Below are 13,130 nucleotides of genomic sequence, written 5' to 3'. Positions count from 1 at the left end.
GTTCTGGTGCAAACGGCAAAATCACTGATTGCGCTTGCAGGCGCGCTGGCCTGCGGCGTTTCCCTCGCCTGGTCCCCAATGGCCGGGGCCGCCGAGACGTTGACGATCGCCACGGTGAACAATGGCGACATGGTTCGGATGCAGAAGCTTTCGGAGGATTTCACCAAGGCCAATCCGGACATCACGCTGAACTGGGTCACGCTCGAAGAGAATGCCCTGCGCGAGAAGGTGACGACCGACATCGCCACCAAGGCGGGCCAGTTCGACGTCCTCACCATCGGTACCTATGAAGTGCCGATCTGGGCCAAGAAGGGCTGGCTGGTTGCGCTCGACAAGCTCGGCGACGGCTATGACACCCATGACCTGATCAAGCCGATCCGCGACGGCCTGACCTATGAAGGCAAGCTCTACGCCGCTCCCTTCTACGGCGAATCCTCGATGATCATGTATCGCAAGGATCTGTTCGAGAAGGCCGGGCTGAAGATGCCCGACAGCCCGACCTGGGACTTCGTGGCCGATGCCGCCAAGAAGCTGAAGACCGCCGACACCTACGGCATCTGCCTCCGCGGCAAGGCCGGCTGGGGCGAGAACATGGCCTTCCTCACCGCCATGTCCAACTCCTTCGGTGCCCGCTGGTTCGATGAAAGCTGGAAACCCCAGTTCGACCAGCCCGAATGGAAGGCGACGCTCACCTTCTATGTGAACCTGCTCAAGGAGGCCGGCCCGCCGGACGCTTCCTCCAACGGCTTCAACGAGAACCTGACCCTGTTCAACCAGGGCAAATGCGCCATGTGGATCGATGCCACGGTGGCGGCCGGCTTCGTGACCGATCCCAAGCAATCGACCGTGTCCGACAAGGTCGCCTTCGCCCTCGCCCCCAATACGGGCATGGGCAAGAATGCCAACTGGCTGTGGGCCTGGTCGCTCGCTGTCCCCGCCGGCTCGCAGAAGGTGGAAGCCGCCGAGAAGTTCATCGCCTGGGCGACCAGCAAGGACTACTCGGCCCTGGTCGCCAAGGTCGAGGGCAATTGGGCCGCGGCACCTCCCGGAACCCGCGCCTCGCTTTACAACAATGCCGATTACCAGAAGGCTGCGCCCTTCGCCAAGCTGACGCTGGATTCGATCATGTCGGCTGATCCGACCCATCCCACCGTCAAGCCAGTGCCCTATGTCGGCGTACAGTTCGTCGCCATTCCCGAGTTCCAGGGCATGGGCACCTCGGTGGGTCAGCAATTCTCCTCCGCCCTGGCCGGCTCGACCTCGATCGACGACGCCCTGGCCGCTGCCCAGAAACTGGTGACCCGGACCATGACCAAGGCCGGCTATATCAAATGACCCGTTCCTCCCGGGACGGGGCTCATCGCCCCTCCTGAAACTTGGCTGTCCCGGCTCTTCGTCACCGGGACAGCCACCTTCAAGACTTGAACGAAGCGTCTTGCGATTCGAAGAGATCACCAGGTTTTGCGGGATTGCCAAGATCTTGCGGGATTGCCGAGAATCGCCGGGACGTCGCAGCAAAGTACCCGATCAAATAGGCGTTCGGGCTTGAACGCGCTTTGCTCAGGAACATTCAAGATTTGGTCTGTGGGGAGGACCTCAAGATGGCAACGCAGCAGACGCGCGTGCTGGCCAGGGTGGCTGTCGCGCCCTCGGTCATCATGCTCTTCATCTGGATGATCGTTCCACTCATCCTGACGATCTACTATTCATTGAACAACTACACGCTCGACGACCCGACGAATTTCTACTGGAACAGCTTCGCGAACTATACCTATTTCCTGACGGACCCCACCTTCTTCAAATCGCTGGGCGTCTCGCTGCTGATCGTCGGCTCAGTGCTCGCCATCACTATCGTCGGCGGCATCCTGATCGCCCTTCTGATGGATCAGCCCTTCGCCGGCCAGGGCATCGTGCGCCTGATGGTGCTGGCGCCCTTCTTCGTGATGCCGACCGTGGCTGCGCTGATCTGGAAGAACCTGTTCATGAACGCCGATTCAGGCCTGCTGACCTGGGTCTCGCAGACGCTGCATCTGCCGGTGGTCATCTGGTTCACCAACTGGCCGCTCCTGTCGATCATCATCATCGTCGCCTGGCAATGGCTGCCCTTCGCCACCCTGATCCTGCTCACCGCCATCCAGTCCCTGGACGAGGAGCAGAAGGAAGCGTCCCAGCTCGACGGCGCCAAGCCGCTCTCCTTCTTCTTCTACATCGTGCTGCCGCATCTTTCGCGCGCCATCACGGTGGTGATCCTGATCGAGACCATCTTCCTCCTCAACATCTTCGCCGAGATCAAGGTCACCACCAATGGCAGCCTGAATACCGCCAACCTGCCCTTCCTGGTCTATCTCACCGAAGCGGGCGACCACGATATCGGAGCGGCCTCGGCCGGCGCACTAGTCGCCGTGGTGCTGGCCAATATCGTCGCCTTCTTCCTCGTCCGCATGATCGGCAAGAACCTGGAGGCTTGAGCCATGGCACGCGCAGTTTCCACCCGGCGCAAGGTCGCCGTTACAACCGCCGCCTGGATCGTCGGCTTTCTGATCTTCTTCCCCATCCTGTGGATGGTGATCACCAGCTTCAAGACGGAGGGCGAGGCTGGCATTCTGCCTCCCAAATTCGTCTTCTTCGAGTGGACGCTGGAGAATTACCGCAACATCTTCACCCAATCCAATTATGGCAGGGCCGCGCTCAACTCGATCTTCCTGTCGGTCGGCTCGACCCTGCTCGGCCTGATCTTCGCGGTTCCCGCAGCCTGGGCCATGGCCTTTGCACCCGGCAAGCGCACCAAGGACCTGTTGATGTGGATGCTCTCCACCAAGATGATGCCGGCTGTCGGCGCCTTGATGCCGATTTTCCTGCTCTTCAACCGCTGGGGCCTGCTCGACAGCCGCTGGAGCGTGATGGTCGTCTTGTTCCTGCTCAACCTCCCGATCGTGGTGTGGATGCTCTACACCTACTTCAAGGAGATCCCCGGCGAGATCCTGGAAGCGGCCCGTATGGACGGGGCTTCGCTCTGGCGCGAGATCGTCTATGTGCTGACGCCGATGGCCATTCCCGGCATCGCCTCCACGCTCTTGCTCAACACCATCCTGGCCTGGAACGAGGCGTTCTGGACCCTGAACCTGACCACTTTCGATGCCGCGCCGCTGCCGCAGTTCATCGCGGGCTATTCGGCCAAGATGGGACTGTTCTGGGCGACACTGTCGGCCGCTTCCACCCTCGCCATCCTGCCGATCGTGGTGCTCGGCTGGTTCTCGCAAAAGCAACTCGTGCGCGGCCTTACCTTCGGCGCCGTGAAATGACGAGCCAAAACACTTCAGAATGGGGAGCTGCGTAAATGGGGCGCTTCAATCTTCGCAATGTGCGCAAGGCCTTCGGTGAAGTCGTGATCATTCCCGATCTCGACCTCGACATCGAGGATGGCGAGTTCGTGGTCTTCGTCGGCCCTTCAGGCTGCGGCAAGTCCACTTTGCTGCGCCTGATCGCCGGCCTGGAGGACACCACCTCCGGCGAGATCAAGATCGACGGCGTCGACATGGCGCAGGCGCCGCCCTCCAAGCGGGGGCTGGCCATGGTGTTCCAGTCCTACGCGCTCTACCCGCATATGAGCGTGCGCAGCAATATCGCCTTCGCCCTCAAGATGGCGGGCGAAAGCAAGGACGTCATCGACCAGAAGGTCTCCAAGGCCGCCGCCTCGCTCAACCTCACCAATTACCTCGACCGCAAGCCGCGCCAGCTCTCGGGCGGCCAGCGCCAGCGCGTCGCCATCGGCCGCGCCATCGTGCGCTCGCCCAAGGCCTTCCTGTTCGACGAGCCCTTGTCGAACCTCGACGCGGCGCTCCGCGTCAACATGCGCATCGAGATTTCCCAACTCCACAAGGACCTGAAGACCACGATGATCTACGTCACCCACGATCAGGTCGAGGCCATGACCATGGCCGACAAGATCGTGGTGCTCAATGCCGGCAATGTCGAACAGGTCGGCTCGCCGCTCGAGCTCTACAACAAGCCCAGGAACCTGTTCGTCGCCGGCTTCATCGGCTCGCCCAAGATGAACTTCCTGAAGGACGCGGCGGCGGCCAACTACAATGCCGTCACCATCGGCATCCGCCCCGAGCATCTCAACCTGTCTCCCACCGAAGGACAGTGGAAGGGCAAGATCTCGATCTCCGAACACCTAGGCTCTGACACCTTCTTCTACATCGATCTCGACGAAGGCACTCGGGTCACCGCGCGAGCACCGGGCGAATTCAGCCTGAGCACCGGCGACACCATCTATCTCACGCCTCAGCCAGATCGCCTCCATCGCTTCGACGACAAGGGCTTGTCCCTGGCCTGAGCATGGGTCTGCCATCTGCGAGGCGGGTCCCCGGACCCGCCTCGCGGCCCGGCGCCTGCAGTGCAGCCGGTCGCGTCCGAATTCCCGCAAAAATGCCCGTCAATTGTAGGGCGAATGCAGGATTGACTTCGTCGAATCAGCATGCCGCATTAGATTGACCGTAGCTGCACGGGCTTTTGTTCCGTTTGCAAAATCGATGCAGCAAACGGGAGCGACGCATGAAAGGATCCGCGATGTACAAGAAGAAACTCGATCTCACGGGCCGCCACGCCCTCGTCACGGGCGGGGGGCGCGGCATAGGCCTGGCCTGCGCCGAAGCATTGGCCGAATTCGGGGCCGAGGTCGTCATCGCCGATTTCGACATGAAGGTCGCGGCCGAAGGACAGGCAGCCCTGGCGGCCAAGGGCTACAAAGCCGAAACGGTGCAGATGGATGTCACCAAATCCGATCAGGTGACCCAGGTCGCCGATGAACTCGCCGCCAAGGGCCGCACCGTCGAGATCCTGGTCAACAATGCCGGCATCGCCCGCTCGATGACGCCGGCCGAGGACGTCGCCGACGAGCATTGGCTCAATGTGCTCGACGTCAACCTGAACGGCGTGTTCTGGTGCTGCCGCGCCTTCGGCAAGCATATGCTGGCGGCCAAGAAGGGCTCGATCATCAATATCGGCTCGATGTCCGGCATCATCGTCAACAAGCCGCAGGAACAGTCCTACTACAACGCTTCCAAGGCCGGTGTGCATCACCTCACCAAGTCCCTGGCGGCCGAATGGGGCCTGCGCGGCGTGCGGGTGAACTCCGTCGCTCCCACCTATATCAACACGCCGCTGACCGCCTATGCCGCGACGGACCCGGCCAATACGGCGATGTTCAAGACCTGGCTCGAGATGACACCGCAGGGGCGGATGGGCGAACCGGAAGAAATCGCCTCCGCCGTGCAGTTCCTCGCTTCGGACGCCGCGAGCCTGATGACCGGCTCGATCGTCGTCGTCGATGGCGGCTACACCTGCTGGTAGGAGCAGCACGCAAAGACGGACCTTAACCTTCTCCCTTGCGGGAGAAGGTGTCCCGAAGGGACGGATGAGGGGTCTTACGACCCATCCCAGAGCTACCTCCTGAGAGGCCACCAAGAGTTGTGAGGTTCCGTCAACCGCTCATCCGGCGCTGCGCACCACCCAAGGCACTTCCCTTGGAAGTGCCAGGTCCCGCAAGGGGAGAAGGTTTTTCGCGCCTCAAGACGCGGCGCGGTTGTAGATGTCCTCGATCCGGATGATGTCGTCCTCGCCGAGATAGGAGCCGGTCTGCACTTCGATCAGTTCGAGCTCGATCTTGCCGGGATTCTCCAGCCGGTGGGTGGAGCCGATCGGAATGTAGATCGACTCGTTCTCATGCAGCGTCTTGATTTGGCCGTTGATGCTGACATTGGCGACGCCGCGCACCACGATCCAGTGCTCGGAGCGGTGATGGTGCTTTTGCAGCGAAAGCTGCCCGCCGGGCTTGACCACGATGCGCTTGACCTGGTGGCGCGCACCGAGATCCAGCGATTTGTAATGCCCCCAGGGCCTGTAGGACTGCAGGTGGTCCTGCGTCAGCCCGTTATGGCTCTGCTTGAGTTTCTCGACCAGCGCCTTGATGCCGGCCGCATCGTCGCGGCGGGCCACCAGCACGGCGTCGCCCGTGGTAATGACGGCAAGGTCGTCCAGGCCGACGACACAGACGAGTTGGCGTTCCGAGGACACCAGATTGTTGCGGGCATTGACGAACAGGGCCTCGCCGAGCTTGGCATTGCCGGCCTCGTCTTGCGGCGAGAGCTCGCGCACTGCCCCCCAGGAGCCGACATCCGACCAGTCGAAGCTGGCCGGAACCACGGCGGCGGCCTGGGTCTTTTCCATCACGGCATAGTCGACCGAGCGCTTGTCGCAACGGGCAAAGGCTTCGGCATCAAGACGCAGGAAGCCAAGATCGAGCTTGGCCTTGGCGACCGCCTCGTTCACAGCCTCGACCGTTCCGGCATCGCAACGGGCATATTCGGCGAGAAAGAAGCCGGCCTCGAACAGGAAATTGCCGGAATTCCACAGATAGCCTTCGCGCACATAGCGCGTGGCGGTCTCGGCGTCGGGTTTTTCGACGAAGCGGCGCACCTTCATGACGCCCTCGACCAAGGGCTCTCCGGCCTCGATATAGCCATAGCCGGTGGCGGGCTGGTTGGGCACCACGCCGAAAGTCACGATGCTCTTCTTGGCTGCCCCGCGACGCGCCGCCGCGCAGGCGGCCCGGAAACCTTCGATATCCCGCACGCGGTGATCGGCAGCGAGGGTGAGGACCGGCGTCCTGGCGCCGTCCCGCGAGGCAATGAAGGCCGCACCGGCCGCAATGGCCGGACCGGAATCGCGCGCCTCGGGTTCGAGCACGATATCGGCCTCGACGCCGATCGACAGCAATTGGTCGGCAACCAGGAAGCGATGGTCCTGGTTGGTGACGATGACGGGGCGACCGAACAGCTCGGCGCCACTCACGCGCCGCATCGTTTCCTGGAAGGTGGAGAGATCGCCGAACAAAGGCAGGAACTGCTTGGGCCGGCTGGCACGCGAGGCCGGCCACAACCGCGTTCCGGAGCCGCCGCAAACGATCAGGGGAACGATCTGGGTAGACATCATCCGCTCATATTTGAATTGGAGGAGCCATCGACTGAATAGCTCTATGCCACGATTATACCGGCAGAGGCAGGTGATTTTCAGGCCTGCTTTGGTTTATTTCGCTTCTCTTAGAGGGGGGCATCGCCACCGCAACGCTAATGCTTCCGGATAGGGCGAGGTCTCCTGCGGCTGATGCCGCGCCCATCCTCATTCCGCGGCAGCCAGGCCGTCCCTGTCCAGCACCGGGCCATTGGGGTCGCCCGGCGCCGTTTCCCAGCCGAGGTCCGGAATCACCGCGATGCGGGCGCCGCGCATGTCGACGCGCGTCATCACGAAGTCGGCATTCTGCAGATGACGGATCTGGCTGCGGGCGCGCCCAGCCGAATGACTGCCGCAGCGCCTGGCGATCTCGGCGTCCGGCGGACATGGCAGCCCCGTCATCGCAGCAGCGGCAAGGATCAGGAACACGGCCTGGAGATCGGCGGGAACCAGGCGGGCATGGTCGAGCGCGCCCCGCCACTGTTCCTGGTCGACGCTATCGGGATCGAGACCTGCCCGGGCGGCGTTGAGCAGGAACTTGAACTCGGCCATGGCCGGCGGCGAACCGCCCAGCCGCTCGATGCGGCAGCGCACGATGAAGTCCTGATAGAGCACGGCATCGGTGCGGAAACTGGCATCCGGCTCCTCCATGATCGCAAAGGCGATACGGGCATGAGCCTGCTGCAGTTCGGCTGGCGCTATTGCGGGCAAGGCCTCCTCGCCGGCAGCCTCGGCTGGCCTGTCGCGCACGAGCTGTTCGAGGATCTCCGTGGTCGACATCGGCGGCGGCGTCACCACGCGGCGCTCGGGACGGGCACGCGGCGCTGCCACGGGCACGGGTGCCAGGATGAGATCGCGCGCGGCATCGCCCCCTTCCGGCAGCGGCGTCAGCTTCGGCGTTGCCACCTTGGGCCGCGTCTCCACCGGGCCGACCTTGATCGGCAGCGGGCGGCGCGACAGGGCCGGTCCCAGCGCCACGAACTGGCCGCGCTGCAATTCCCGGAAGGTCTCGGCCTGGCGCCGGTCGAGGCCGAGTAAATCGGCGGCACGGGCCATGTCGATATCGAGGAAGGTGCGCCCCATCAGGAAGTTGGACGCTTCGGCAGCGACGTTCTTGGCGAGCTTGGCCAGGCGCTGGGTGGCGATGATGCCGGCGAGGCCGCGCTTGCGGCCGCGGCACATCAGATTGGTCATCGCCCCGAGCGAGACCTTGCGCGCCTCTTCGCCGACATCGCCGGAAGCGGCAGGCGCGAAGAGCTGGGCCTCGTCGACCACCACCAGCATCGGGAACCAATGGTCGCGCTCGGCATCGAACAAGGCATTGAGGAAGGCCGCCGCCGCCTTCATCTGCATTTCGGCATCGAGGCTCTCCAGCACCAGCACGGCCGAGACCCGGTGCTGTCGCACGCGCTGGGCAATGTGTTCGAGTTCGGCCAGGCTGCGTTCGCCGTCGATGACGACGTGGCCGTAGCGATCCGACAGGCTGGCAAACTCGCCCTCGGGATCGATGATGACCTGTTGCACATGCGGCGCGCTCTGCTCGAGCAGCCGACGCAGGAGATGCGACTTGCCGGAACCCGAATTGCCCTGCACGAGCAGGCGCGTGGCCAGCAACTCCTCGATGTCGAGCATTGCAGGCGCACTGCCGGCGGCAGACGCGACGCCCATCTCGATTTCGATCTTCATCTCAAGCAGTGATTCCGGTTTCGCTCCAGCCATAGCGCCCCTGAGGGGCTGCTCACAACCCCCACCCACCCCTCAGCAGGGATTTCCACATGCGTGGCACGGTGGGGTTTGAAATCCGTTCCGGTACAGCCCGGGTGACTCTTGCTTTCGTCCTCACTCTACGGAAGGATGAACGTGGGCGGGCTTTCTCCAACAAAATTTGTGCGATGAAGACATTGTTGCTCATCGTCGGCCTTCTGGCTGCCATACCGTATTCGGCAAGCGCCGCCGCGAACCATCCTTGGCGTCTCGAACCGGAGATACCCGCCTTTCCGGCATTCACACTGCCGAATGCCCTGCCCGATCCTCCGTTTCTTCCTGCCGAGCCGCCTTCGTTCTGGACATCGACCGGCCTTGCCAATCTGATCGACTACCCGGCCCCCATGCTCGACACGCATCCCAGCAGGGAGCCGATGCAGATCACGGTCGTCCACAGCAGCACGCCAAATTGTGACGATCATTGCGCCGAATGGATTTCGGCCGAGGGGATGATCACCGACGACACCCCGCTCCTGTTTCGTATGACCTTGGCGCTTCTGGGAAAGCGCAAGCTGCCTGTGGTGATCTCCTCGCCCGGCGGGTCGGTTCGCGCTTCCTTTGCAGTGGGACAAATGATCCGCATCAGGGGGCTTGACGTTATAGTGGGCAGGACGGTGAAGGAGGCCTGTCCGGAAGGAGACAAGGCCTGCAACGGCCAATCCGCTGATGCGCGTCGCGGCACAGCCGTGGGCTTCGACGCGATCTGCGCCTCAGCGTGCGTCTACGTCCTGTCGGGGGGAGTCCAGCGCATCGTGCCTCCTCTCGGTGCACAGATCGGCGTACATGAGACCGTTCAAACTGGAACTTCGGTATGGATCGAGAGATCCCCCGTCAAAGATTCATTCGGGCGGGTCATCGGCTTTCGTTCGCAAATGCATGCGGTCGCCAACGCCCTTCAGCAGGCTGCACCGCCCGCCGCCTATGTAAAGGCTGAATCCTACCTGACTGCGATGGGCATCAGCAACGAGTTGATCAGCCTCATGCATCAAGCGGCTTCCAACCAGGTACGCTTTCTCACTGGCAAGGAGCTCGCAGATACCGGCCTTGCTACACAGAGGCTGACGATCGACGAGTACTTTGCAACGGCAGGCCGCCATGGGGCCGATGCCGTTGCACCGGCAATGGAGCGTTTGCCATCCACCCCACTTCCCTTGGCCGTTGGCGCGAACGACAAGGCCCCTACAGCCTCCCAGGACAGGCAACGGTCCGCGCCCCCTTGCCCGGCATCCTTCGAGGCCCTTCCTGTCGAGGGAAAGCGGGCAACCGGCCTGGTGGATGCCGTGATGCCGCCAGACGCTGCTTCCGTGATCCTGCATGGCGTGGAAGAAACCTCGCATCTGCAAACACAGGCGAAATATTTCGAATTCAAGCGTATCGGCCTGCGGGTTTTCGCAAGAGGCAGAACTTTTGCGCCATCTGTGCTGGTCCCATCCGGCATGGCGGTGAAACCTGGTGACATCGTGACTTTTATCACCCGCCACCGAGATTCTACCCATCGGTGCCAGTTCGTGCCCAACCTGGCGGTCGCCGTTCGGCATTCCTGACGAACCGCTATGTAATGCCGCCTTGGAATATCCGAGCGTTCAGCCTCACAGGTACGGCGACTACTCGCCGATGCGATATTCGGCGAGCTTGCGCTTCATCGCCTGGAAACGCCGGACATGGGCCTCGTCGCGACGCAGGGCGACCGCGGTCGACAGCACGTCGATCACCACCAGAGCGGCAATGCGCGAGGTGGTGGGCGTGTAGATGTTGGTATTGTCGAGCGTCTCCACCAGCAAGGCCACGTCGCAATGGCTGGCAAGGGAAGTCTCGAATCCGGTCAGGCCGATGACCTTGGCCCCGTTCTCGCGCGCGGTACGCGCCACCTCGATGATCGAGCGGCTGCGCCCGGTGTGGGAGATCACCACCGCAACATCGCCCGGCTTCATCATCGAGGCGACCATGATCTGCTGGTGAGTGTCGTGCTGGGCCCCGCAGGGCACGCCGAACAGCGGGAATTTCTGCTGGGCGTCACGGGCCACCACGCCCGAAGCACCCAGGCCGAAGAATTCGATGGCCTTCGCCTTTTCCAGAATGTCGATCGCCCGGGCCAGGGCCGCCTTGTCGAGGTGATGGCGCGCCCAGTCGAGGCTGGTGATGGTGTAGTCGAAGATCTTCTCGACCACGGTTTCCGGCGTATCGGTATCGAGCAGCACCGAATGGGTGGCCGGGGTGCCCAGCGCCAGGCTCTGGGCCAGGCGCAGCTTGAAATCCTGGAAGCCAGTGCAGCCGATGGCGGCACAAAAGCGGATGACCGTCGGTTCACTCACGCCGGCGGCCAGCGCCGTCTCCGCCACCGTCGCATTCAGGATACGCTGGGGGTCGGCCAGGATGAGGTCGGCAACCTTGCGGTCGGACTTGCGCAATTCGCCCAATGTCAGCCGGATCACCTCGAGCACGTTCTGGATCGTGGTCCGAGGCGCGGGCTGCGATGCGGTCTGATCCGGCAAGGTCATGGGCGGCTTCCCTTTTCTGGCTCTCTCTTCGGGTCGGAGGGCTCAGACCGTCATCTCGGACGGACCTGCCAGCCTATACTCGATTCCCTTCCCGGCCCGAAGCAGACGGGTCGGCCCCGTCATCGCGGCGACCCTGGCGTCAATCGTTTCAGGTGCGAGCGTGTTGAAGGCAAACAGGCCGTAGTGGTGGGCGAGCACGGCAGAGATACCGCAGGACGATGCCAGTTCGACGGCCTCATCCAGGGTGAAATTGCCGGCAATGCCGGCCGCAGCCAGGGCTGGTGAACGGCCATTGACCGGCAGCAGCGCCAGATCGGCGGCCAGTGCCCGCACCTCTTCAACCTGTCCAGCATAGGGGATGGTGTCACCGGAGTGGAAGACGCGGATGCCGTTCACTCCAAGACCATAGCCGAGGAAGAGATGATGCCCCTGCCCATCCCGCTGCAGATCTTCGTGAGCGGCCCGCACGGCCTGCACTTCGATCGCATCGTCGAGGATCAGGGTCTCGTCGGCGTCCATGCCGATGAAACGCTCCGGGTCGAGGCCGGTCCTGTCCTGCGCCAGTTCGAGCGAGGCCCTGGGCACCACCAGGCGCAGTTGCGCAAAGCGCCGGGCAAGCGGACCCAATGTCGCCGCATCGAGGTGATCGGTGTGATGATGCGTGCAGAGGATGAAATCGAGCGGCGGCATCTCGTCGATGTCGATTGGCACCGGCATCATGCGTTCATGTGAAGGGCCGCGATCGCGATATTTCTGGGCCAGGGAATCCGAGAGATAGGGATCGATCAACAGGCGATGCCGGCCGCTGTCGAGGAGGAAACCGGCCTGCCCGAGCCAATAGAGCGAGAGACCGGTTTCAGGCCGGCTCGCAAGCTTTCCGGCCAGCGGGCCGGCAAAAGGCAGGACTTCCAGCGTCACCTCATGCCCTCCCCTGCAAGGCGTCCATCAAATTGGCGATGGCGACCTCGGTGGCCCTGTCGACGCTTTCCTGGGTGAAGCCGCCGATATGGCTGGTGGCAATCACCCGGGGATGGCCGGCGAGAGCGAGGTTTGCCGGCGGCTCTTCCTCGAAGACATCGGTGGCGTAGCAGCCGATATGCCCGTCTTCGAGCGCTTGGCGCAGGCCCGCCTCGTCGACCAGCGACGACCGGGCCGTGTTGAGCAGCACCGCGCCACGCCGCATCGCTGCGAATTCGCTGGCGCCGAGGAGCGGGCGGCCATCCGCCGGCGCCGGGCAGTGGAGGGTGACGACATCAGCCTCCGCCAGCATCTCCGATATCTCGACCCAGCGCAGGCTGTTCGCCTCGACATTCACGGCAGGGCGCTGCGGATCGTAGGCGAGAATCTCGGCCCCGAGCGCGGCAGCCAAGCGCGCAACCTCGGCACCGATGGCTCCGCAGCCGACCACGCCCACCCTGCGCCCGCGGATCTCGGCACCGATCCGGCGCGGCCAGGTTCCCTGCTTGATGCCGGCATAGCAAAGCGGGATCTGCCGGAGCGCTGCGAAGATCAGGCCGATGGCAAGCTCGGCCACCCCGGCTGCATTCGCACCGGCTGCGATGCGCACGGCGATCTCGCGCGCGAGCAGCGTGTCGATCGGCAGATTGTCGGTTCCGGTGCCGTTGCGGCTGATCGCCCGGAGCGAGCCCGCCGCGGCGATGACGCGCGGCGAGATCTTTTCCACGCCCGCCAGCCAGCCGGTCACGCCGGGCACCAGAGCGAGCAAATCCTCCTCGTCGGGCAATTTGCCGGGCGCCGGCATGACGATCTCATGGCCCTCGGTCCTGAGGCGCTCGACCAGGGGATGGGCCGTCGACGTCAGCGAGCGCGGCGTGACCAGAATGCGTTCCATAT

Annotated in this window: 11 protein-coding genes; 6 read left to right on the top strand and 5 right to left on the bottom strand. The window is 63.4% G+C overall.

From position 1 onward, the window contains the following. Nucleotides 1-78 precede the first annotated feature (78 nt). From ACR9ZN_RS08180 to ACR9ZN_RS08160, 5 genes are all read left to right on the top strand, one after another. Nucleotides 79-1,335, top strand: a complete 1,257-nt coding sequence (locus tag ACR9ZN_RS08180; protein ID WP_481271980.1) for an ABC transporter substrate-binding protein — start codon at nucleotides 79-81, stop codon at nucleotides 1,333-1,335. Nucleotides 1,336-1,601: 266 nt separating this feature from the next. Beyond that, entirely contained in the window at nucleotides 1,602-2,468 is an 867-nt protein-coding gene (locus tag ACR9ZN_RS08175; protein ID WP_434959884.1) for a carbohydrate ABC transporter permease, read from the top strand. 3 nt (nucleotides 2,469-2,471) lie between these two features. Beyond that, on the top strand, nucleotides 2,472-3,302 hold the full coding sequence (locus ACR9ZN_RS08170; RefSeq protein ID WP_441771544.1) for a carbohydrate ABC transporter permease: 831 nt from the start codon (nucleotides 2,472-2,474) through the stop codon (nucleotides 3,300-3,302). Between the two features lie 35 nt (nucleotides 3,303-3,337). Continuing rightward, on the top strand, nucleotides 3,338-4,339 hold the full coding sequence (locus tag ACR9ZN_RS08165; protein ID WP_454819158.1) for an ABC transporter ATP-binding protein: 1,002 nt from the start codon (nucleotides 3,338-3,340) through the stop codon (nucleotides 4,337-4,339). A 233-nt stretch (nucleotides 4,340-4,572) separates the two neighbouring features. Continuing rightward, nucleotides 4,573-5,355: an SDR family NAD(P)-dependent oxidoreductase gene (locus ACR9ZN_RS08160; protein ID WP_434961307.1), complete on the top strand. Its 783-nt coding sequence runs from the start codon at nucleotides 4,573-4,575 to the stop codon at nucleotides 5,353-5,355. A gap of 216 nt (nucleotides 5,356-5,571) precedes the next feature. Here ACR9ZN_RS08160 and ACR9ZN_RS08155 read toward each other — a convergent pair whose 3' ends face one another. Together ACR9ZN_RS08155 and ACR9ZN_RS08150 are read right to left on the bottom strand one after the other, a co-directional pair. Next, nucleotides 5,572-6,993, bottom strand: a complete 1,422-nt coding sequence (locus ACR9ZN_RS08155; RefSeq protein ID WP_434961308.1) for a mannose-1-phosphate guanylyltransferase/mannose-6-phosphate isomerase — start codon at nucleotides 6,991-6,993, stop codon at nucleotides 5,572-5,574. Between the two features lie 189 nt (nucleotides 6,994-7,182). Beyond that, nucleotides 7,183-8,700 (bottom strand): helicase HerA domain-containing protein, encoded by a 1,518-nt coding sequence (locus ACR9ZN_RS08150; protein WP_434959886.1) that lies wholly within the window; start codon nucleotides 8,698-8,700, stop codon nucleotides 7,183-7,185. A gap of 89 nt (nucleotides 8,701-8,789) precedes the next feature. Between ACR9ZN_RS08150 and ACR9ZN_RS08145 the strand changes: the two genes are divergently transcribed. Next, on the top strand, nucleotides 8,790-10,322 hold the full coding sequence (locus ACR9ZN_RS08145; protein WP_481271865.1) for a COG3904 family protein: 1,533 nt from the start codon (nucleotides 8,790-8,792) through the stop codon (nucleotides 10,320-10,322). A gap of 60 nt (nucleotides 10,323-10,382) precedes the next feature. Here ACR9ZN_RS08145 and hexR read toward each other — a convergent pair whose 3' ends face one another. Genes hexR through ACR9ZN_RS08130 form a run of 3 tightly spaced genes read right to left on the bottom strand, consistent with a single transcriptional unit; the run spans nucleotide 10,383 to nucleotide 13,128 of the window. Further along, nucleotides 10,383-11,276: a transcriptional regulator HexR gene (hexR, locus tag ACR9ZN_RS08140; protein ID WP_454819162.1), complete on the bottom strand. Its 894-nt coding sequence runs from the start codon at nucleotides 11,274-11,276 to the stop codon at nucleotides 10,383-10,385. A gap of 42 nt (nucleotides 11,277-11,318) precedes the next feature. Further along, nucleotides 11,319-12,194 carry an MBL fold metallo-hydrolase gene (locus ACR9ZN_RS08135; RefSeq protein ID WP_481271864.1) on the bottom strand — a complete coding sequence of 292 codons (876 nt, stop codon included), beginning with the start codon at nucleotides 12,192-12,194 and terminating at the stop codon, nucleotides 11,319-11,321. 1 nt (nucleotide 12,195) lies between these two features. Next, the gene (locus ACR9ZN_RS08130; protein WP_481271863.1) at nucleotides 12,196-13,128 is read right to left on the bottom strand and encodes a phosphoglycerate dehydrogenase; all 933 of its coding nucleotides are present in this window, start codon (nucleotides 13,126-13,128) and stop codon (nucleotides 12,196-12,198) included. Nucleotides 13,129-13,130 lie beyond the last annotated feature (2 nt).

This window comes from Labrys sp. HAY1-8F, assembly GCF_056754975.1.
The sequence above is the reverse complement of the archived record's forward strand: the minus strand, read 5'-3'. Positions and strand labels throughout refer to the sequence as shown.

Bases quoted from the DNA above. Each gene is read 5' to 3' on its own strand.
- ACR9ZN_RS08180 (WP_481271980.1), top strand. From the start codon at position 79: ATGGCCGGGGCCGCCGAGACGTTGACGATCGCCACGGTGAACAATGGC.
- ACR9ZN_RS08175 (WP_434959884.1), top strand. From the start codon at position 1,602: ATGGCAACGCAGCAGACGCGCGTGCTGGCCAGGGTGGCTGTCGCGCCC.
- ACR9ZN_RS08170 (WP_441771544.1), top strand. From the start codon at position 2,472: ATGGCACGCGCAGTTTCCACCCGGCGCAAGGTCGCCGTTACAACCGCC.
- ACR9ZN_RS08165 (WP_454819158.1), top strand. From the start codon at position 3,338: ATGGGGCGCTTCAATCTTCGCAATGTGCGCAAGGCCTTCGGTGAAGTC.
- ACR9ZN_RS08160 (WP_434961307.1), top strand. From the start codon at position 4,573: ATGTACAAGAAGAAACTCGATCTCACGGGCCGCCACGCCCTCGTCACG.
- ACR9ZN_RS08155 (WP_434961308.1), bottom strand. From the start codon at position 6,993: ATGTCTACCCAGATCGTTCCCCTGATCGTTTGCGGCGGCTCCGGAACG.
- ACR9ZN_RS08150 (WP_434959886.1), bottom strand. From the start codon at position 8,700: ATGAAGATCGAAATCGAGATGGGCGTCGCGTCTGCCGCCGGCAGTGCG.
- ACR9ZN_RS08145 (WP_481271865.1), top strand. From the start codon at position 8,790: ATGCGTGGCACGGTGGGGTTTGAAATCCGTTCCGGTACAGCCCGGGTG.
- hexR (WP_454819162.1), bottom strand. From the start codon at position 11,276: ATGACCTTGCCGGATCAGACCGCATCGCAGCCCGCGCCTCGGACCACG.
- ACR9ZN_RS08130 (WP_481271863.1), bottom strand. From the start codon at position 13,128: ATGGAACGCATTCTGGTCACGCCGCGCTCGCTGACGTCGACGGCCCAT.